Source organism: Chitinophaga sp. RAB17 (assembly GCF_052114225.1).
Classification (GTDB): Bacteria; Bacteroidota; Bacteroidia; order Chitinophagales; family Chitinophagaceae; genus Chitinophaga.
Genome location: NZ_JBFREI010000001.1, coordinates 1,369,100 through 1,387,402, shown reverse-complemented (window position 1 = coordinate 1,387,402; position 18,303 = coordinate 1,369,100). Strand labels below are relative to the sequence as shown.

Sequence of the window (18,303 nt, the reverse complement as noted above, 5' to 3'; positions counted from 1 at the left end):
TTAAATAGTAGCAGGTATACGTCCTACACTTTCGTAGTGGTATCCCAATTCTCTCATACGAGTTACTTCGAAAAGATTTCTGCCATCAAAAATAGCTTTGTTCTTCAGGCTGGCGGAAATTTTATTAAAATCCGGTGTTCTGAATACGCTCCATTCTGTAGCAATAATCAAGGCGTCTGCATTTTCCAGGCAGGTATACTGATGTTCTGCATAAGTAACTTTATCGCCTACGACCTGTTTCACATTATTCATCGCCTCCGGATCAAAAACGGTTACAGTGGCACCTTCTGCCAGCAAAGCATCAATGATGTATAAGGATGGGGCTTCCCTGATATCATCAGTATTAGGTTTGAAAGCAAGTCCCCACAGTGCAAAGTGTTTTCCTTTAAGATCGTTGTTAAAGAAAGCCTTTATTTTAGGTAACAGAAAGAGTTTTTGTTTCTCGTTCACATCCATTACGGCATTCAGTATTTTAAATTCATACTGTGCATCTTCAGATGATTTTACCAATGCCTGTACATCTTTAGGGAAGCAGCTACCACCATAGCCTATGCCAGGGAACAAAAAGCGTTTGCCGATACGATCATCACTACCTATGCCTCTGCGAACCATATCTACATCGGCACCAAGTTTCTCGCACAGCACCGCTATTTCGTTCATAAAAGAAATCTTGGTGGCCAGGAAAGAGTTGGCTGCATACTTGGTGAGTTCTGCAGATTTTTCATCCATGAACAATATCGGATTTCCCTGCCTTACGAAGGGGGCATACAATTCTCCCATTACTTTACGTGCTCTTTCAGAAGTGGTACCAATGACTACTCTGTCTGGCTTCATGAAATCATCTACTGCTACGCCTTCGCGTAAAAATTCGGGGTTGGAAACTACATCAAATGGGGTTGTACAGTTTTCGGCAATTGCTGCTGCTACTTTTTCTGCCGTGCCAACCGGTACTGTACTTTTGTCAACTATTACCTTGTAGTCAGTCATAATCTTACCTAAATGCGTTGCTACATTTAGCACAAAGGAAAGATCTGCTGCGCCATCTGCTCCTGGAGGAGTCGGCAATGCCAGGAAAATCACTTCCGCATCTTTAATACCTTCTTCCAGGTTGGTAGTAAAAAACAAACGTTCTTCCTTGAGGTTACGTTCAAATAGTTTTTCCAGCCCTGGCTCGTAAATGGTAATCTGACCCGCAGATAGCTTTTTTACTTTGTTGGCATCAATGTCTACGCAGGTGACATCATTTCCTGTTTCGGCAAAACAGGTGCCGGTTACGAGACCTACGTAACCGGTACCTACTACTGTAATCTTCATGTGGGGGAATTGTTTAAAAATGATTTAACGGACTGGATAATGTGTTCCAGTTGATCGGCATCCATTTCAGTGTGTATTGGCAAGGAAATCACCTTGGTGGTGAGATTATCGGTTACTGGAAGGTCAAATGAAGCGCCGCCGAAATGTTCAAACATCTTTTGGCGATGGCCTGGAACAGGATAGTAGATCATAGCAGGCACTCCCTTTGTTGAAAGGTATTGCTGCAGTTCATTCCTATCGGCTCCGTTTAATTGCAGGGTGTATTGATGAAATACGTGATAGCTGTACGGGGCGCGGTAAGGCGTTGTGATTTGTGGTACATCGGCAAAAGCAGCATCATAGGCATCTGCTACTGCACGACGTGCACTGATATATTCATCCAGTAATGGCAGTTTAATATTTAATACGGCTGCCTGCACAGAATCCAGACGGGAATTGCAACCTACTACATCATGGTAGTAGCGGGCAGACTGGCCGTGGTTGGCTACCATCCGAAGCTTGGCTGCCAGTTCATCATCATTGGTGAAGATAGCGCCACCATCTCCGTAGCAACCCAGGTTTTTTGAAGGGAAGAAAGATGTGCAGCCAATATGACCAATCGCACCGGCCTTCTTTTTAGTTCCATCTTTAAAAGTATAATCGGCACCTATTGCCTGGGCATTGTCTTCAATTACATACAAGTTGTGTTTGGCTGCCAGTGTCATCAGCGGTTCCATATCTGTTACATGACCATATAGATGAACAGGCACAATTGCTTTGGTTTTGGGTGTAATCGCTTTTTCTATGGCGGTAATATCCAAACAATATGTTTGGGGGTCTACATCCACAAAAACCGGTTTCAGATGCAGCAGCGCAATTACTTCTGCAGTAGCAATAAAGGTAAAAGAAGGAGTGATTACTTCATCGCCGGGTTGCAGTCCAAGTGCCATCATGGCGATTTGAAGTGCATCAGTTCCATTGGCGCAGGGAATCACATGTTTAACACCCAGATACGTTTCTAATTCTCCGGCAAATTTCTGCACTGCACCGCCATTAATAAAAGCGGAGCTTTCTAAAACTTCCTCGATGGCTGCATCTACCTGGGATTTAATCTTCGTATACTGGCGTTTCAAGTCCACCATCTGAATAGGAACCATATGATCGTATATTTTTATTTTGTTTAAAGTGTGCAAATTTACAAATTTTGGGATTGGCTGGGGATTATCTTTGCATTCAGCTGAAAATTAAGTAAAAGTACGCAGGCGAATGATAGCAACAGGGATTTATAATGCAGGGCTCCAATTATACAAGGGAGGGGTACACCTGGCCGCGATGGCAGGTAAAACGAAAGCGCAGCGGTGGCTCAAGGGCCGCGAACACTGGCAATCCCGTATGCAGCAGGCTGGTGTAGGTGCCCAACCCGTGGTATGGATCCATGCAGCCTCCCTTGGGGAATTTGAGCAGGGAAGACCCGTTTTGGAAGCCATCCGCGCTGCCTGGCCCTCATATAAAATTTTGTTAACTTTTTTTTCACCCTCCGGCTACGAAGTCCGGAAAGACTATAAAGGGGCCGATTTTGTATATTATCTCCCCCTCGATACTAAAAACAATGCCCGTGAGTTTTTGGATATTGTACAGCCTGCATTGGCCATCTTCATAAAATATGAATTCTGGTATCATTATCTCACGGCGCTGCATACACGCCACATTCCTACCCTGCTCGTATCCGGCATCTTCCGGAAAGACCAGGTATTTTTCAAAGGGTATGGAGGCATGTTCCGTCGGCTCCTGCAACAACTGACACATATTTTTGTACAAAATGATATGTCCCTGCAATTGTTGCAAAGCATAGGTCTACACAATAGCAGCATCAGCGGAGATACCCGTTTCGACCGGGTATTTGCCCTCTTATCCGAACAAACGGCTATTCCAGCCATCGCCTCATTTGCTGCCGGTAACAGCCTGCTGGTGGCAGGAAGCACCTGGCCGGAAGATGAAAAAATGCTGAACGAGTGGTGGAAAGAAAAGGAAGCAACGGGTATAAAGCTGGTCATAGCTCCCCATGAAATTCATAATAGCCATATTGCCGCTATCATTCAGCTGTTTCCGGAGGCCATTAAATACTCAGAATGGCAGCCCGGTGCTACTGCCAACGTAATGATTATCGATAACATTGGTATGCTTACCACCTTGTACCGCTATGCTACCATCGCTTATGTCGGCGGCGGTTTGGCCAAAGGCGGCATCCATAATATACTGGAACCGGCGGTATACAGTAAGCCGGTGTTGATAGGTCCGGAGTTTGAAAAATACTTTGAAGCCGTAGAACTGGTAGCCGCTGGTGGTGCTGTAGTGGTGAAACATTCCAGGGATCTGCAGGCAGCTGTGGAATTATGGCTCCGCGACAAAGGAGCGTATGCTAAAACCGCCGCCATTGCAGGAGATTACGTGGTGGCCAATACCGGTGCCACGCAAAAAGTATTACGTTATATTCAGGAAAACCGCTTTTTAAGCAAAGAATAGAAGTGTTGTACCAGGTGGTGGTCATCTTCCCAGCCCTGTATAATCTTTATTTCGCGTTGTATCCAGTAATCTGCTTCCTGCAGGTTGCCGCATTCGTTAATAGTTTTAATCGAACGCTCATAAAGGTCCTTGTCACCCCGGAAAAGCTCCTGGATGAATTGGTACTTGTCGTTGATGCCGATAGCTGCCCGGAGGTCATTAATGGGCAGTTCTCCCAGCTTTTGGGCTACTTCCACCTGTTGTTGACGCAGACGGTCGTTTAAGGATAGTCCGTTATTGCCTGCCAGCTCGTTCAGATCTTTTCTGAGTTCGCCGGTATTAACGGTTGCATGGCCATTTCCATTACCATTAGTTGGTACATCGTCAAAAAGAGTAGCTGGTCTTGACTTTTCTGTTACCGGTTGATTTGCGGCCAGTGTAGGTATTGGTTGTGCTGTCACCACCGGTTCCGGTTTGGGAGGTGCCAGATCCGCTGCAGGTGGCACTTCTGCGGCCGCCGGGAAAACGGGTTCCGGTGTAGCCGGAGGTGTAGGCTGCCCCGTTGCGCTGGCTGCCGGTGCTGATATTACCGGAGGTACCGGCTGAACGGCTATTGGTTCGGGTACTTCGGGCAATGTTTGGTTAGCGGGAGCATTGGTAAAAGATTCCTGCGCTTTCGCGGCCCGGGTATTTATATCTTCTGATGTGGTAATATTATTAAACGTAGGATTTGTATTTAGCCTGGCAGCGCGGGTGTTGATGTCTTCTGCTTCGGGCTGCGCTGCTGCTGGTATGGGTGTTTCCCGGATATTGCCTGCTGGTTTAACGGGTACTTCGGGAGCCATCTGGGATGGTTTTACTTCTATTGGTGCGGGTACTTCCGGCTGTTTATTTGGTGGTAATGTTGTAGTTTGCGCCGCAGTAGCTGCTGGTATATTTTCGGCCATCGCAGATTGTGATGGCATAATGACAGCGATATTGCTCTGGGAAGATTGCACCCGCTGCTGATGCTGCTTGTTACGTGCATGCAGCACTTCTGCCTGTAGCAATTGCGCATAATACGAAAGAGCCGAAAGGTCCGCGCCGGAATTTTTTAATTCCTGTAGTTTCTCAATTAATGCATTAATTTTTTCCATGCCTTAATTGTTAACGGGTTAGTGATAGAAATATTTTATTTTCATAAAATTAGAATATTTTAATTAATTAATAATCAAATTAGTATAATATGTTTATTGAACCTTCTCTTGCAGGAGGACGGAGGGGCTGGATTGAAGTAATTTGCGGCTCTATGTTTTCGGGAAAAACCGAGGAACTGATCCGCCGGCTGAAACGGGTGCGTATTGCCAATTTAAAAGTGGAGATATTTAAACCCGCAGTAGATACCCGTTATGATGAAGGTAGTATCACGTCTCATGATGAAAATAAGATCATTTCCACTCCAATAGAGAATTCCCAGCAAATATTACTGCTGGCGCAGGATGTAGATGTGGTGGGCATTGATGAAGCCCAGTTTTTTGATGATGAGTTGCCGAATGTATGTGACCAGCTGGCATTGCGTGGGATACGCGTAATCATTGCAGGGCTGGACATGGATTTTACAGGCAAACCGTTTGGGCAAATGCCTTTCCTGCTGGCCAAAGCAGACTATATCACCAAGCTGCATGCTATTTGCGTGAAGTGCGGACATATTGCCAATTATTCTTATCGTAAATCCGCTTCGAAAGAAACCCTGTTACTGGGAGAGAAGGATTTGTATGAGCCAAGATGCAGGCATTGCTACTACGAGAACGTTCCCTGATATATGAAGATATAAAAGCGGAAACCCCGTCTGGTATGATACCAGACGGGGTTTCCGCTTTTATATCTTCATCTGTTAGAGTTGTTGCTGTTTTACTTTAAACGTAAATTTCTTTTGTGTCAGGTAGCTGAAAACAACGACCAGTGCAGTAGTACATATTTTTCCTACAGTAGGATAAAAATGGAACTGCTCTACAAATACTTTCATTAACACATAGTTCAGTACAATGCAGATGCCCACCAGCACGAAGTAACGGAACAATTGTACCCGTCCGCGTAAGTTGGACTCTGAAAACACCACATATTTACTTAGCAGGAAGCCGGTAGGGAAGGTAACCGCCATAGACATGAACAGAGCGGCAATATGGGGCCCCATGTCAAAAAGGCCAAAATGCACGATTTGCTGACGCAGTATGAAATTGTAACACACAAAATACAGGAGAATATCCAGCACGGTATTACCTCCGCCACACGCCAGGTAGCGGAAGGTTTGCCAGGGCATCACCTTCGAAAAGGGCTGGTAAAAGAACTTAAGAATCTGTAAAATGGTGTTGCGTAACATCATAAAAATTGGCGCAAAGTTATACGTTTTCCTGTTTTTAGGAAATACTTTAACGAAAGTTAACAACTGTTATAGCTTTATCTTAACATATTCCGTTTTTTCCATGCTGAAACGGAAGGAATATTGCTGATAGCTGCTTCCTGTAAATTTATATTGTTTTGCTGCCATACGTACGCAGCCAGTATGGCTGCGAGTTTATTTACGTCGGCTGATTCCGTTTGTAACGATTGTGGGGTGAAGTACTTACTGATAAAGTTCGTATCAAAGTTTCCTGTGATGAAGGCGGGTTGCTGTAAGGCCCAGTGTCCAAAGGGTAAGGTGGTTTTGATACCTTTTACCTGGTATTCTTCGATCGCCCGCATCAGGCGGAGCCTGGCTTCTTCCCGGTCACTGCCCCAGGCAATGAGCTTAGCGATCATCGGATCATAGTAAATAGGAATATCCATGCCCTGTTCATATCCATCGTCTACCCGCACACCATACCCCTGCGGGCGGATATAGGTTTCCAGTTTACCGGTATCAGGTAAGAAGTTGTTGGCAGGATCTTCTGCACAAATACGTAATTCTATGGCGTGGCCATTGATTTTAAGGCTCTCCTGTGTAAAGGAGAGTACTTCGCCTCTGGCTATTTTGATTTGTTCTTTTACGAGGTCCAGTCCGGTGATCAGCTCCGTTACCGGGTGTTCTACCTGCAGGCGGGTATTCATTTCCAGGAAATAGAAGTTCAGTTCCTCATCCACCAGGAATTCTACGGTGCCGGCGCCATAGTAATTACAGGCTTTGGCTACATCTACCGCACATTGTCCCATGGCCGCCCGGATGGCGGGGGTAAGACAGGAAGACGGGGCTTCCTCTATCAGTTTCTGGTGCCGGCGCTGTATGGAACACTCTCTTTCAAATAAATAAACACAGTTGCCATGGCGGTCGCCCAGCACCTGTATTTCTATATGTCGTGGGGATCCCACATATTTTTCTATAAATACGGCATCATCGCCAAAAGCATTCAGGGCTTCACTTTTAGCCATCCTGATCTGTTCTTCCAGTTCTTCGGGATTGTTGACCACCCGCATCCCTTTACCACCACCACCCGCAGAGGCTTTGATGAGAATAGGAAATCCTGTTTTCTGCACTACTTCCCGGGCTTCTTCTACACTACGTAGAGGCGTTTCCGTTCCCGGCACCATTGGCACGCCGAATTTCTGTGCCGCCTGTTTCGCTGCCAGCTTACTGCCCATCACCTCAATAGAAGCCGCAGAAGGACCTATGAAAGTAATCCCTGCATCAGTGACCTGCTGGGCAAAACGGGCATTTTCGCTCAAAAAACCATACCCCGGATGTATCCCATCAGCGCCTTTTTCTTTGGCTACTGCAATGATTTTTTCGCCCAGTAGATAGGACTGATTGGAAGGTGCAGGGCCTATACAAACGGCTTCATCTGCATATTGTACGAACGGCATGGTACGATCCGCCTCGGAATAAACCGCTACCGTTTTTATTCCCATCTCACGTGCAGAACGCATAATGCGTAAGGCTATTTCCCCCCGATTGGCAACCAGAATTTTGTTCATCGCTACTTTTTATGGAGGGGCTAATATACTTCTTTAAGCGCATAAAGCTGAAAGCATAAAGCAAAAAGCTATTGAAGCGGATGACTTTAGCGAATCTCTTATTGATCATTCGCTTCGATAGCTTTTTGCTTTTTGCTTTTTGCTATCTTTGCGGCGACCATGACCCGAAATAGTTCAATACATCAGACACTCACCCTTGTAAAAAAGGATCTTACGCTGGAATTACGCCAGCAATATGCTTTTTATGGGGTATTGCTCTATATCGTATCCACCGTTTTCGTTATCAACCTGATGATGGGGCGGCCGGAAGATAAGGTATGGAATGCCCTTTTCTGGGTAATACAGCTGTTTGTGGCAGTGAATGCCGTTGCCAAAAGCTTTATGCAGGAAAGCCGGGGGCGTCTTCTGTATTTCTATTCCCTGGTGAACCCGCGTGTGTTTATTGCTGCCAAACTGATCTACAACGTGATATTAATGACCCTGATGAGCCTTATCGCATTGATTTGCAGTATCGCTTTCCTGGGCAATCCCATTATTAATCCCCTCTATTTTATAGGGATGGTGCTGCTGGGGGGCGTTAGCCTATCGCTGTTATTCACCATGCTGGCTGCTATTGCAGCCCAGGCCAACCACAATGCGGCCCTGATGGCCGTAATGGGCTTCCCGCTCATTATGCCGGTGCTGATGCTGCTGGCCAATATCTCTTTATCGGCATTTGTCACCGTATTTCAGCCGGAACTGCCAAAAATGTTCCTGCTGCTGGGAGGAATGGATATCCTCGTAATTGCCCTGACAATGATACTTTTCCCATTCCTGTGGAAAGACTGATATTAGAAATATCAAACAAAAAGCGCACTTCTGTAAAGGATATTTAACAGGGATTTACTGCTGTTGGATAAACTTAAAATCCCCGAAAATCTTTGTGATTAGGTTTAAAACGTGTAGGTTTGCCCCCGAATATAGCTGTTAAAAAATGGCCAGACATTGGTGGAAAGCATTAGCGATACTGCTTCTTATATATGTAATTATCGCTGGGTTCACTGTTAAAATACCTATAATAGGAACCAATGGACAATCATCCCGCGGATTGTTCTTTCACGTACCGATGTGGATATGTATGTATACCATGTTCACCATATCGATCATCAACTCCCTGCTTTATCTGTCGAAATATGATTTAAAGAAAGATGTGATTGCCGCCAGTGCTGCGGGAGTAGGCACCTTCTTTGGCGTATTGGGATTTGCTACGGGAACACTTTGGGCCACTTATACCTGGGGCGGAACGCTCACGGATGATCCCAAACAGATGTGTACGGCCATTGCCATACTGATCTATATGGCTTACCTGGTATTGCGTATGTCTATCCATGACCTGGACAAACGGGCACGCATATCCGCAGTTTTTAACGTGTTTGCTTTTGCGTTATTAATACCACTCACTTATATCATTCCCCGCATGGTAGATTCCCTGCATCCGGGAAGCGCCTCCACACCGGGTTTTGCCTCAAAAGACACGTCCGGCTCCATGAAAATGGTGTTGTATCCTGCTTTTATCGGGTGGACCTTACTGAGTGTCTGGATATTTTCACTGGTGGTACGTTACAAGAAATTACAGCTTAAAAATATTTTTAAATGATCAACAAAGCGTTTTCATTTTGCCTGACCCTGGCCTTGCTATTCATTACAGTGCTGGCAAATGCACAACAGCAGAATACAGAGAAAGGACCAGTCAACGAATTTTTCCGCAGCAATGACAAGATATATGTGATTGTAGGCGTTTTAGTGATCATCTTTTTAGGAATTGTATTATTTCTTATCAGGTTGGACAGAAAGATCGGTAAGCTGGAAGAAAGAGAAAAGAATAATCCGTTATAGCATAAAATCTAATCGTTATACCAAAACAATAATTTATGTCGCAAGATCAGCATTATAGCTTCTTCCAGAGTGTGGAAAAAAGCTTCGACAAAGCAGCTGCGTTCACCAAATGGGACAAGGGTATCCTGGAGCAGATCAAAGCCTGCAACGCCGTTTACCAGATTAAATTCCCGGTGAGAATAGGCGATTCTGTACAGGTAATTGAAGCTTACCGCGTACAACATTCCCATCATAAACTCCCTTGTAAGGGTGGTATCCGCTTCAGTGAAGAAGTAAACCAGGACGAAGTAATGGCGCTGGCATCTCTGATGACCTACAAATGTGCCATTGTGAATGTGCCATTCGGTGGTGCCAAAGGTGGTTTGAAGATCAATCCCCGCAACTATACTCCTTTCCAGCTGGAAGCGATTACCCGTCGTTACACAGCGGAACTGGTGAAGAAAAACTTTATCGGCCCGGGTACAGACGTTCCTGCTCCTGATTACGGCACCGGCGAGAGAGAAATGAGCTGGATCCTGGATACCTACATGAGCTTACGTCCGGGTGAAATTGACGGTTATGGTTGCGTTACCGGTAAGCCCATTTCTCAGGGCGGTGTACGTGGTCGTACAGAAGCTACTGGTTTGGGTGTATTCTATGGTTTGCGCGAACTGTGCAATATCAAGGAAGATATGGACCGTTTAGGTCTGACTACCGGTATTGAAGGTAAGAGAGTAATTGTACAGGGTATGGGTAATGTGGGTTACCACGCTGCCAAATACTTCCATGAAGCCGGTGCTAAAGTAATTTGCCTGATCGAGTGGGATGGTGCTATCTATAACGAACAGGGGCTGAATCCTGATGAAGTACTGATGCACAAAAAAGCGACCGGTTCTATCGTGAACTTCCCGGGTGCTTCCAATCTGAATAAAAATACAGACGGTCTGGAACTGGATTGCGAAATCCTGATCCCGGCTGCACTGGAGAATGTAATTCATAAGCATAACGCACCTAACGTTAAGGCTAAAATCATCGGAGAAGCTGCCAACGGTCCGTTAACACCGGAAGCAGATGAAATCCTGAATAAGAAAGGTGTAATCGTTGTTCCGGATATGTTCCTGAATGCCGGTGGTGTAACCGTTTCTTATTTCGAGTGGTTGAAGAACCTGAGCCACGTGCGTTATGGCCGTTTAGGTAAACGTTTCGATGAGAATATGAACATTCATATACTGCAAACCATCGAAGACCTGACTGGTAAAAAAGTTTCGGATAACGAAAGGAAATTTATTGCACACGGTGCGGATGAAGTGGATCTGGTATATTCCGGTCTGGAAGAAACCATGCACGCTGCACTCCACGAAGTACGCGATGTAATGATGGCCAACCCGCAAATCCATGATATGCGTACAGCCGCTTACGTAGTAGCGATAAATAAAGTAGGTGCTGCTTACGAGCAACTGGGTATTTTCCCTTGATGCACGGCGATAGATAATTTTTGTAGAAGCCTCCGCCTCCGGCGGGGGCTTTTTTATGCAGATGAGGCCCCTCAGGTAAAGGCCGGCAACGCATGTAAGAACCGCCACTTTCCTTCACTGGCTATGTAATTGCCGCAAAAAGTATTGGTACCATTCGTAATTACCAGGTAGGTGGCTGGTATCACCATATTGTAGCGGATCACCTGCTGCATGGTTTGTTCTGTGAGTGGTACATTCATTTCTTTACATTCTACCAGCATCCAGGGTTGCATAGCACGATTGTAGATTACGATATCATACCGCTTCTTCATCTCTCCCAAAAATATTTCCTTTTCAATACCTATCAGGGAAGCCGGGTATTGTAACACCTGAACCAGGTAGTTCAGGAAATTTTGTCTCACCCACTCTTCTGGTGTCAGTACCACATATTTTTTACGATAGCGGTCAAAGATCAGCTCTTTACTGCCTTCTCTTGTAATTTTAAAATCCGGTGGTGGGAAGCTGATAGCGATCAAGTTGCAATTGATTTTAATACTGTTGCGAAGATAGTTACATTAGGATAATATTGCCGTTAGCGAACAAAACCTTATATTTGCTTGTCAAAAGGCTATGAAGACAAAAGAAGAAATTGTAGCTAATTGGCTGCCCCGCTACACGGGTGAGAAACTGGAGCACTTCGGCTCTCACATCCTCCTCACCAATTTCAGTAATTATGTGACCATGTTTGCCGAATGGAACAACGTAGAAATCGTTGGCCAGGGTAGACCTATGCAATGCGCCACTGCAGGCGATATTACCATTATTAACTTCGGTATGGGAAGTCCTGGAGCGGCTACCGTCATGGACCTGCTCTCCGCCATTACGCCCAAAGCCGTATTATTTCTCGGTAAATGCGGCGGTCTTAAAAAGAAAAACAACATCGGCGATCTGATACTTCCTATTGCGGCTATTCGCGGAGAAGGAACCAGCAATGATTATTTTCCACCAGAAGTACCTGCACTGCCAGCATTTGCGCTGCAAAAAGCGATTTCCACCACCATCCGCGATTCCGGTCACGACTATTGGACAGGCACCTGTTATACCACCAACCGTCGGGTGTGGGAACATGACGCAGAATTCAAGGCCTATCTGGAGAAAATCAGGGCTATGGCAGTAGATATGGAAACAGCCACTATTTTTTCTGTGGGTTTCTATAATAAAATTCCAACCGGTGCATTGTTGCTGGTATCTGATCAGCCAATGGTTCCCGAAGGTGTGAAAACAGAAGAAAGCGATAAAAAAGTAACCACCAAATTTGTAGAGCGTCATTTGAAAGTAGGCATTGATTCTTTACAGAAGCTGATTGAAAGTCATCAGACAGTAAGACATCTGCGTTTTTAGAATTGTTGTATCTTCCGGGTATGCTTTCCACGCGGGTAGAGATACAGGACCTGGAAGTTACTTTCCAGGCCGGCCAAACAAGAACAACAGCTGTTAATCAGATTTCCCTTTCTATAGGCAAGGGCGAAATAGTGGGCGTAGTAGGAGAATCCGGCTCGGGTAAATCCGTTACCGCCCTCTCGCTCATGCGGCTGATAGATTTGCCAGGCACCATCTCCGGTGGAAAGATCCTATACCAGGCAGCAACCGATACAGCAGTAAACCTGCTACAGTTGCCCGATGCCGATATGCGCAGCTATCGGGGCAACGAAATAGCCATGATATTTCAGGAACCCATGACCGCCCTTAATCCACTGCATACCTGCGGGGAACAGGTGGGAGAGGTGATCCGTTTACATCAGCGCAGCACACATAAAGTAGCGCGGGAACAGGTGATAGCCCTGTTTGAAAAAGTGAAATTACCTGATCCGGCCGGCATCATGGATCGTTATCCACATGAACTCTCCGGCGGACAAAAGCAACGGGTGATGATTGCGATGGCCATTTCCTGCCATCCCCGGCTGTTGATAGCCGATGAACCTACCACCGCATTGGACGTTACTGTTCAGAAAGCGATCCTGGAATTGCTCCGGGAGCTGCAGCAGCAAATGGATATGAGTGTCATTTTCATTACACATGACCTGGGCGTGGTAGCAGAAATTGCCAGCAGGGTAGTAGTGATGTACAAAGGAAATATTGTGGAAGAAGGAAATGTCAGGGACGTATTCCTGCATCCGCAACACCCATATACCAAGGGATTGCTGGCTTGCCGCCCTCCACTGGATAAGCGTTTGGTAAGACTACCCGTTATCCGTGATTTTATGGAAACAGACTCACATGGACAGATATACGAAAAAGCCGGAGCCATACAGGAGCTGGTGCATTCACTGGTGATTCCGGAAGCTGCTTTGCGTCAACGGGAACAGCAGCTGGCTGCAGCCGCACCTTTGCTGGAAGTAACCGGCCTTAAAACCTGGTTTCCAGTTAAAAGAAGTATTACCGGCAAAGTTTTACAATGGGCAAAAGCAGTAGATGATGTGAGCTTTACTGTAAGAACAGGGGAAACCCTGGGCCTGGTGGGTGAATCCGGTTGTGGCAAAACTACGCTCGGCAGATCTTTATTAAGATTAATAGAACCAACAGCAGGCAGTATTATTTATAAGGGACAGGATGTGCGGAGTTTATCAGCCGGTGATATGCGCGCGCTGCGCAAGGATATGCAGCTTATCTTCCAGGATCCTTATGCCTCGTTGAATCCCAGGCAAACTATTGGTGCCGCTATCCTGGAACCTATGCAGGTCCATGGATTATATGGCGATACCCGCAGGCAAAAAGAAAAAGTACTGGAGTTACTGGAGAAGGTAAACCTTCAGGCTGATCATTATAACCGTTATCCGCACGAGTTCTCAGGTGGACAGCGGCAGCGGATTGTGATTGCTCGTGCACTGGCGGTGGAGCCATCGTTTATTATCTGTGATGAGTCTGTAGCCGCACTGGATGTAAGTATCCAGGCACAGGTATTGAATTTGCTGATCCGTTTGAGAGAGGAGTTGGGCTTCACCTGTATTTTTATTTCGCATGACCTTTCCGTAGTGCGGTTTATCAGTGACCGGATGATGGTGATGCAGCGGGGCAGGATCGTAGAAACCGGGGCGGCAGATGCCGTTTACAACCATCCCGGAAACACTTACACACAACAACTGATTGCAGCCATTCCTAAAGGAATATAATATATAATTATTTGATTAGTATGCTATTTATATCATTTTTTGATGATATAAATAATAATCGGTAGCTTTGCACCTCTAAAATTCATTCATACCGTAATATGAAACTATCACAGTTCAAATTCGATCTTCCTTTAAATCTGATCGCCCAGCACCCTACCAAGACAAGAGATGAGTCACGCTTAATGGTGGTACATCGTAATACCGGCAAAATTGAACACAAAGTATTCAAGGACATCCTCGGTTATTTCAATGACAAGGACGTAATGATAGTGAACAATACCAAGGTATTTCCTGCTAGGTTATATGGCCGTAAAGAGAAAACAGGAGCAAAAATTGAAGTATTTCTGCTGCGTGAGCTGAACAAGCAAAACCGTTTGTGGGATGTAATTGTTGACCCGGCGCGTAAAATCCGTGTGGGTAACAAATTGTATTTTGGCGATGACGAGACATTGGTGGCAGAGGTAATTGATAATACTACTTCAAGAGGCCGTACTATTCGTTTCTTATTTGAAGGCAATGACGAAGAATTCAAACAGGTGTTAGATCAGCTGGGTGAAACTCCGTTGCCTAAGTATATCAAACGTAAGCCGGAAGATGAAGATAAGGAACGTTATCAGACTGTGTATGCCAAGTATGAAGGCGCTGTAGCTGCACCTACTGCAGGCTTGCACTTCAGCCGTGAGTTGATCAAGCGTTTGGAAATTAAAGGTGTTAAGTTTGCAGAAGTAACGCTGCACACAGGTTTGGGTACTTTCCGCCCGATTGAGGTAGAAGATCTGAGCAAACACAAAATGGATGCGGAGTATTTTCACATCGAAGATCACGCAGTGAAAGTGGTAAACAAAGCAAAAGAAGAAAACCGCAAGATCTGCGCTATTGGTACTACTTCAGTACGTGCAGTAGAATCTTCTGTAACTGCCCAAAACCACCTGAAAGCAGCTGAAGGATGGACTAACACGTTCATTCATCCGCCGTACGAATTTGCTATTCCAAATGCGTTGGTAACTAACTTCCACCTGCCTAAGACCAGTTTATTGATTATGACCTGTGCATTTGCAGGATATGATCTGATCATGGAAGCTTATCAGCAGGCGATTAAAGAAAAATATCGCTTCTTCAGCTATGGCGATGCTATGCTGATCGTTTAAAAAATTACGAATTACGAATTATGCATTTCAAATTACACACCCGTAGTTTGAAATGCATAATTCGTAATTCTTTTTTATATGGAATATAAAAAAGTAGCCATCATCGTTGCCGGAGGTTCCGGTACCCGGATGCAGAGCGCTGTTCCAAAACAGTTCCTGGACCTGTCAGGAAAACCTGTATTATACCATACTATAGCTGCTTTCGCCAGCGCTTTCCCTGATATGGAAATTGTGCTGGTACTGCCGGAAGCCCATTTCACTTTTGCCAATCATTTATTGCTGGCTTTTGATCAGTTGCCAACTATTACCATTGTAAAAGGTGGAGAAACGCGTTTTCATTCTGTGAAAAACGGTTTACAGCAAGTGACGGAGCCGTCTGTAGTATTTATACATGATGGGGTTCGGCCGTTGGTATCTACTACGTTGATCCGTGCCTGTTATGAAGCTGCACTCAGCCATGGCAGTGCTATTCCTGTAATTGATATGAAAGATAGTATCCGGGAGATAACAGCCGGCGCTAATGCTGCTGTGGACCGCGATCGTTTCAAAATCATTCAGACTCCGCAAACTTTTCTCTCTGAACTGATTCTGCCTGCTTTTGAACTGCCTTATGATCCGTTATTTACGGATGAAGCTACGGTAGTGGAGCGACTGGGACATCCCGTATACCTGTTGGCAGGAGAGGAGTCTAATATCAAAATTACCAAACCGCTGGACCTTACTATTGCTGAGGCGTTGCTGAAGGAAAGGGGGTAAGTTATATTTCCTGCTACATCCACGAGTATTTTACGCTGCAGCGTATGGGCGTTGTTATTAGCTAATAGTCAGTTTTAAAACCAGCTGCCTTGGCTTTTGCAGTATCTGCAAAGATAATGTCAGCCCTTATTAGCCGGTTAGTAAAGGTATCGCAGTTGCTATGATTGGCGGCACCCGGAAATATTTCTCTGTAGATAGAAACTTCGAAGTATTTAATATTTTGTTTGTGAAGCCAGGTGGCTACGGTGTCGCTGCTGGTAGTGAGTGCTTTGCCCCAGGGATCGTTGCAAAGAGTTTCTTTATACCACATGTGTTGGGAAATAATGGGAGTAGTGGGAGGGTCTGTAATACAGGAGGTGAATGATAAAGCCGCTGTCAGCACCAAAAGAATACGTTTCATAAATATTGGTTGTTGTATGAAAACGGGCAGACAGCGGCTTTTGTTACAGTAAGCTTATTTTGCAGCGGCTGTTTCGGACAGTCCCTTATTTATTTTCGCTAAAATCTGATGTGCTACATCCATTGCCTGCAGGCCATCAATCGCATTCACGACTACTGGTTTGTTTTGCAGGATGCTGTCCCGGAACATTTCCAGTTCCATACGGATAGCATTGGATTGTTTGATTTCCGGATTGTCGATCGCGATGGTTTTTTTGCCGTTGTTGGTTTCGATGTCCAGGGTAAATAATCCTTCGTCTTCCGGTGTTTTCAGTTTGATGATCTCTGCTTTTTTATCCAGGAAGTCGATGCCGATGTAGGCGTCTTTCTGAAAGAGGCGCATTTTGCGCATTTTCTTCAGGGAAATGCGGCTGGAGGTGAGATTGGCTACGCAACCATTATGGAACTCGATACGTACGTTGGCAATATCCGGTGTGTCGCTCATTACGGCTACGCCACTGGCGGAAATGCGGCTTACGGTAGATTTCACGATACTTAGTATGATATCGATATCATGGATCATCAGATCCAGGATCACGCTTACATCGGTGCCACGGGGATTGAATTCCGCCAGGCGATGTACTTCAATGAACATGGGTTTAAGATCATATCCCTTGAGCGCCAGGAAGGCAGGGTTGAAGCGTTCCACATGTCCTACCTGGAATTTGATATTCGCTTCATCCACCAGTTTTACCAGTGTTTTGGCTTCATCCATGGTGTTGGTCATGGGCTTTTCCACGAATATGTGTTTACCGTTCCGGATAGCCTGTTCACATAATTTGAAGTGCAGGGTGGTAGGTGCCACAATGTCTATGGCATCTACGATCTGTATTAGTTCTTCCGCCACGGTAAAGCGCGGAATATTATATTGCTCGGAGATGCTGGCTGCGTTTGCATTGCTTGGATCATAGAAGCCTACAACTTCTACGTCTTTCATGGTGGCCAGTTGAGAGAGGTGTATTTTACCTAAATGTCCTACGCCGAAGAGTCCTATTTTGAGCATATGGAAAATGAATAAATATGTGCGAAAGTAAACAAATATCATCATCTCAGATCATCCCTTCTTCCACGAGGCTGCAATAGCCTGTTTCGGAAACGATGATATGGTCCATTACGTCAATATCGAAGAGGAGGCCTACATCTTTTATTTTGTGGGTAATGCGGATATCTGCCTGGCTGGGGCGTAAACTGCCGGAGGGGTGATTATGGCAAAGGAGTAATTTGGTGGCATTGGCATCGAGGGCTTCGCGGAAAATGATGCGTGGATCTACTACGGTGCTGGTCATGCCGCCGCTGCTCATGCAGCGGTAACGGAGTACCTTATTGGCGTGATTAAGGAACATGACATAGAAGGTTTCATGGCACTGGTCGGCCAGTAAAGGTTTGAAGAACATGGCGGCGTCGGAGCCGTTGTTGATCACGGTTTTTTTGTGAATGGAACCTGCCTGTCTTCTGCGGGCCAGTTCCATGGCGGCTAAAACCGTTACTGCTTTGGCATGGCCCATGCCATTGAGCTGCTGTAGCTGTTTCACGTTTATTTTTCCGAGTTCTGAGAGGTTGTTGTGGGCCAGACGCAGGATTTCTGTGGCCAGTTCCAGGGCAGATTTATTTTTATGTCCTGTGTGTAGTAAAATGGCTAATAATTCCGCGTCACTAAGTGCGGCAGCGCCAATATTTACTAACTTTTCTCTGGGCTTTTCGTTTTCGGGCCATTGACGCATGGCCAGGTGGGGAGCTGGTTTAACGTTAACAAACATGACT

Annotated in this window: 19 protein-coding genes; 10 read left to right on the top strand and 9 right to left on the bottom strand. The window is 45.5% G+C overall.

From position 1 onward, the window contains the following. Together AB4Z08_RS05495 and AB4Z08_RS05490 are read right to left on the bottom strand one after the other, a co-directional pair. The gene (locus tag AB4Z08_RS05495; RefSeq protein ID WP_441572723.1) at positions 1–1,314 is read right to left on the bottom strand and encodes a UDP-glucose dehydrogenase family protein; all 1,314 of its coding nucleotides are present in this window, start codon (positions 1,312–1,314) and stop codon (positions 1–3) included. Beyond that, positions 1,311–2,450, bottom strand: a complete 1,140-nt coding sequence (locus AB4Z08_RS05490; RefSeq protein ID WP_441572722.1) for a DegT/DnrJ/EryC1/StrS family aminotransferase — start codon at positions 2,448–2,450, stop codon at positions 1,311–1,313. Before AB4Z08_RS05490 ends, AB4Z08_RS05495 begins: the two co-directional genes overlap by 4 nt. Before the next feature lie 109 nt (positions 2,451–2,559). Between AB4Z08_RS05490 and AB4Z08_RS05485 the strand changes: the two genes are divergently transcribed. Further along, positions 2,560–3,816, top strand: a complete 1,257-nt coding sequence (locus AB4Z08_RS05485; protein WP_441572721.1) for a 3-deoxy-D-manno-octulosonic acid transferase — start codon at positions 2,560–2,562, stop codon at positions 3,814–3,816. On the opposite strand, the gene AB4Z08_RS05480 is transcribed toward AB4Z08_RS05485, so the two are convergent. Then, positions 3,786–4,931, bottom strand: coding sequence for a hypothetical protein (locus AB4Z08_RS05480; RefSeq protein WP_441572720.1), 1,146 nt, complete (start codon positions 4,929–4,931; stop codon positions 3,786–3,788). The genes AB4Z08_RS05485 and AB4Z08_RS05480 overlap by 31 nt on opposite strands. An 89-nt stretch (positions 4,932–5,020) precedes the next feature. Between AB4Z08_RS05480 and AB4Z08_RS05475 the strand changes: the two genes are divergently transcribed. Next, positions 5,021–5,593, top strand: coding sequence for a thymidine kinase (locus AB4Z08_RS05475; protein ID WP_441572719.1), 573 nt, complete (start codon positions 5,021–5,023; stop codon positions 5,591–5,593). A gap of 75 nt (positions 5,594–5,668) precedes the next feature. On the opposite strand, the gene AB4Z08_RS05470 is transcribed toward AB4Z08_RS05475, so the two are convergent. Both AB4Z08_RS05470 and accC read right to left on the bottom strand, forming a co-directional pair. Further along, the gene (locus tag AB4Z08_RS05470; protein WP_441572718.1) at positions 5,669–6,157 is read right to left on the bottom strand and encodes a GtrA family protein; all 489 of its coding nucleotides are present in this window, start codon (positions 6,155–6,157) and stop codon (positions 5,669–5,671) included. A 74-nt stretch (positions 6,158–6,231) separates the two neighbouring features. Continuing rightward, positions 6,232–7,722, bottom strand: a complete 1,491-nt coding sequence (gene accC / locus AB4Z08_RS05465; RefSeq protein ID WP_441572717.1) for an acetyl-CoA carboxylase biotin carboxylase subunit — start codon at positions 7,720–7,722, stop codon at positions 6,232–6,234. Positions 7,723–7,881: 159 nt separating this feature from the next. On the opposite strand from accC, the gene AB4Z08_RS05460 reads away from it, so the two are divergent. The 4 genes from AB4Z08_RS05460 to AB4Z08_RS05445 all read left to right on the top strand — a co-directional run bounded on the left by AB4Z08_RS05460 (position 7,882) and on the right by AB4Z08_RS05445 (position 11,051). Beyond that, complete coding sequence (locus tag AB4Z08_RS05460) at positions 7,882–8,550, top strand: heme exporter protein CcmB (RefSeq protein ID WP_441572716.1); 669 nt, start codon at positions 7,882–7,884, stop codon at positions 8,548–8,550. Between the two features lie 145 nt (positions 8,551–8,695). After that, positions 8,696–9,358 carry a cytochrome c biogenesis protein CcsA gene (gene ccsA / locus AB4Z08_RS05455; RefSeq protein ID WP_441572715.1) on the top strand — a complete coding sequence of 221 codons (663 nt, stop codon included), beginning with the start codon at positions 8,696–8,698 and terminating at the stop codon, positions 9,356–9,358. Next, positions 9,355–9,597 (top strand): CcmD family protein, encoded by a 243-nt coding sequence (locus AB4Z08_RS05450; protein ID WP_441572714.1) that lies wholly within the window; start codon positions 9,355–9,357, stop codon positions 9,595–9,597. The genes ccsA and AB4Z08_RS05450 overlap by 4 nt, the downstream gene beginning before the upstream one ends. 35 nt (positions 9,598–9,632) lie before the next feature. Beyond that, on the top strand, positions 9,633–11,051 hold the full coding sequence (locus tag AB4Z08_RS05445) for a Glu/Leu/Phe/Val family dehydrogenase (protein WP_441572713.1): 1,419 nt from the start codon (positions 9,633–9,635) through the stop codon (positions 11,049–11,051). 71 nt (positions 11,052–11,122) lie between these two features. Here the strand turns inward: AB4Z08_RS05445 and AB4Z08_RS05440 are convergent, their stop codons facing one another. Further along, entirely contained in the window at positions 11,123–11,566 is a 444-nt protein-coding gene (locus AB4Z08_RS05440) for a type I restriction enzyme HsdR N-terminal domain-containing protein (RefSeq protein WP_441572712.1), read from the bottom strand. A 94-nt stretch (positions 11,567–11,660) separates the two neighbouring features. Between AB4Z08_RS05440 and AB4Z08_RS05435 the strand changes: the two genes are divergently transcribed. From AB4Z08_RS05435 to AB4Z08_RS05420, 4 genes are all read left to right on the top strand, one after another. Beyond that, a complete protein-coding gene (locus AB4Z08_RS05435) occupies positions 11,661–12,431 on the top strand; it encodes an AMP nucleosidase (protein ID WP_441572711.1) in 771 nt (256 codons plus the stop codon). 20 nt (positions 12,432–12,451) lie between these two features. Continuing rightward, the gene (locus tag AB4Z08_RS05430) at positions 12,452–14,200 is read left to right on the top strand and encodes an ABC transporter ATP-binding protein (protein WP_441572710.1); all 1,749 of its coding nucleotides are present in this window, start codon (positions 12,452–12,454) and stop codon (positions 14,198–14,200) included. 98 nt (positions 14,201–14,298) lie between these two features. Beyond that, positions 14,299–15,348 (top strand): tRNA preQ1(34) S-adenosylmethionine ribosyltransferase-isomerase QueA, encoded by a 1,050-nt coding sequence (gene queA, locus AB4Z08_RS05425; protein ID WP_441572709.1) that lies wholly within the window; start codon positions 14,299–14,301, stop codon positions 15,346–15,348. Between the two features lie 78 nt (positions 15,349–15,426). Further along, complete coding sequence (locus AB4Z08_RS05420; protein ID WP_441572708.1) at positions 15,427–16,104, top strand: 2-C-methyl-D-erythritol 4-phosphate cytidylyltransferase; 678 nt, start codon at positions 15,427–15,429, stop codon at positions 16,102–16,104. Between the two features lie 61 nt (positions 16,105–16,165). Here AB4Z08_RS05420 and AB4Z08_RS05415 read toward each other — a convergent pair whose 3' ends face one another. The 3 genes from AB4Z08_RS05415 to radC are packed head-to-tail and all read right to left on the bottom strand — an operon-like array spanning position 16,166 to position 18,299. Continuing rightward, positions 16,166–16,504 carry a hypothetical protein gene (locus AB4Z08_RS05415; RefSeq protein ID WP_441572707.1) on the bottom strand — a complete coding sequence of 113 codons (339 nt, stop codon included), beginning with the start codon at positions 16,502–16,504 and terminating at the stop codon, positions 16,166–16,168. A gap of 54 nt (positions 16,505–16,558) precedes the next feature. Next, the gene (locus tag AB4Z08_RS05410) at positions 16,559–17,545 is read right to left on the bottom strand and encodes a Gfo/Idh/MocA family protein (RefSeq protein WP_441572706.1); all 987 of its coding nucleotides are present in this window, start codon (positions 17,543–17,545) and stop codon (positions 16,559–16,561) included. A 46-nt stretch (positions 17,546–17,591) separates the two neighbouring features. After that, on the bottom strand, positions 17,592–18,299 hold the full coding sequence (gene radC / locus AB4Z08_RS05405) for a RadC family protein (protein ID WP_441572705.1): 708 nt from the start codon (positions 18,297–18,299) through the stop codon (positions 17,592–17,594). Positions 18,300–18,303 lie beyond the last annotated feature (4 nt).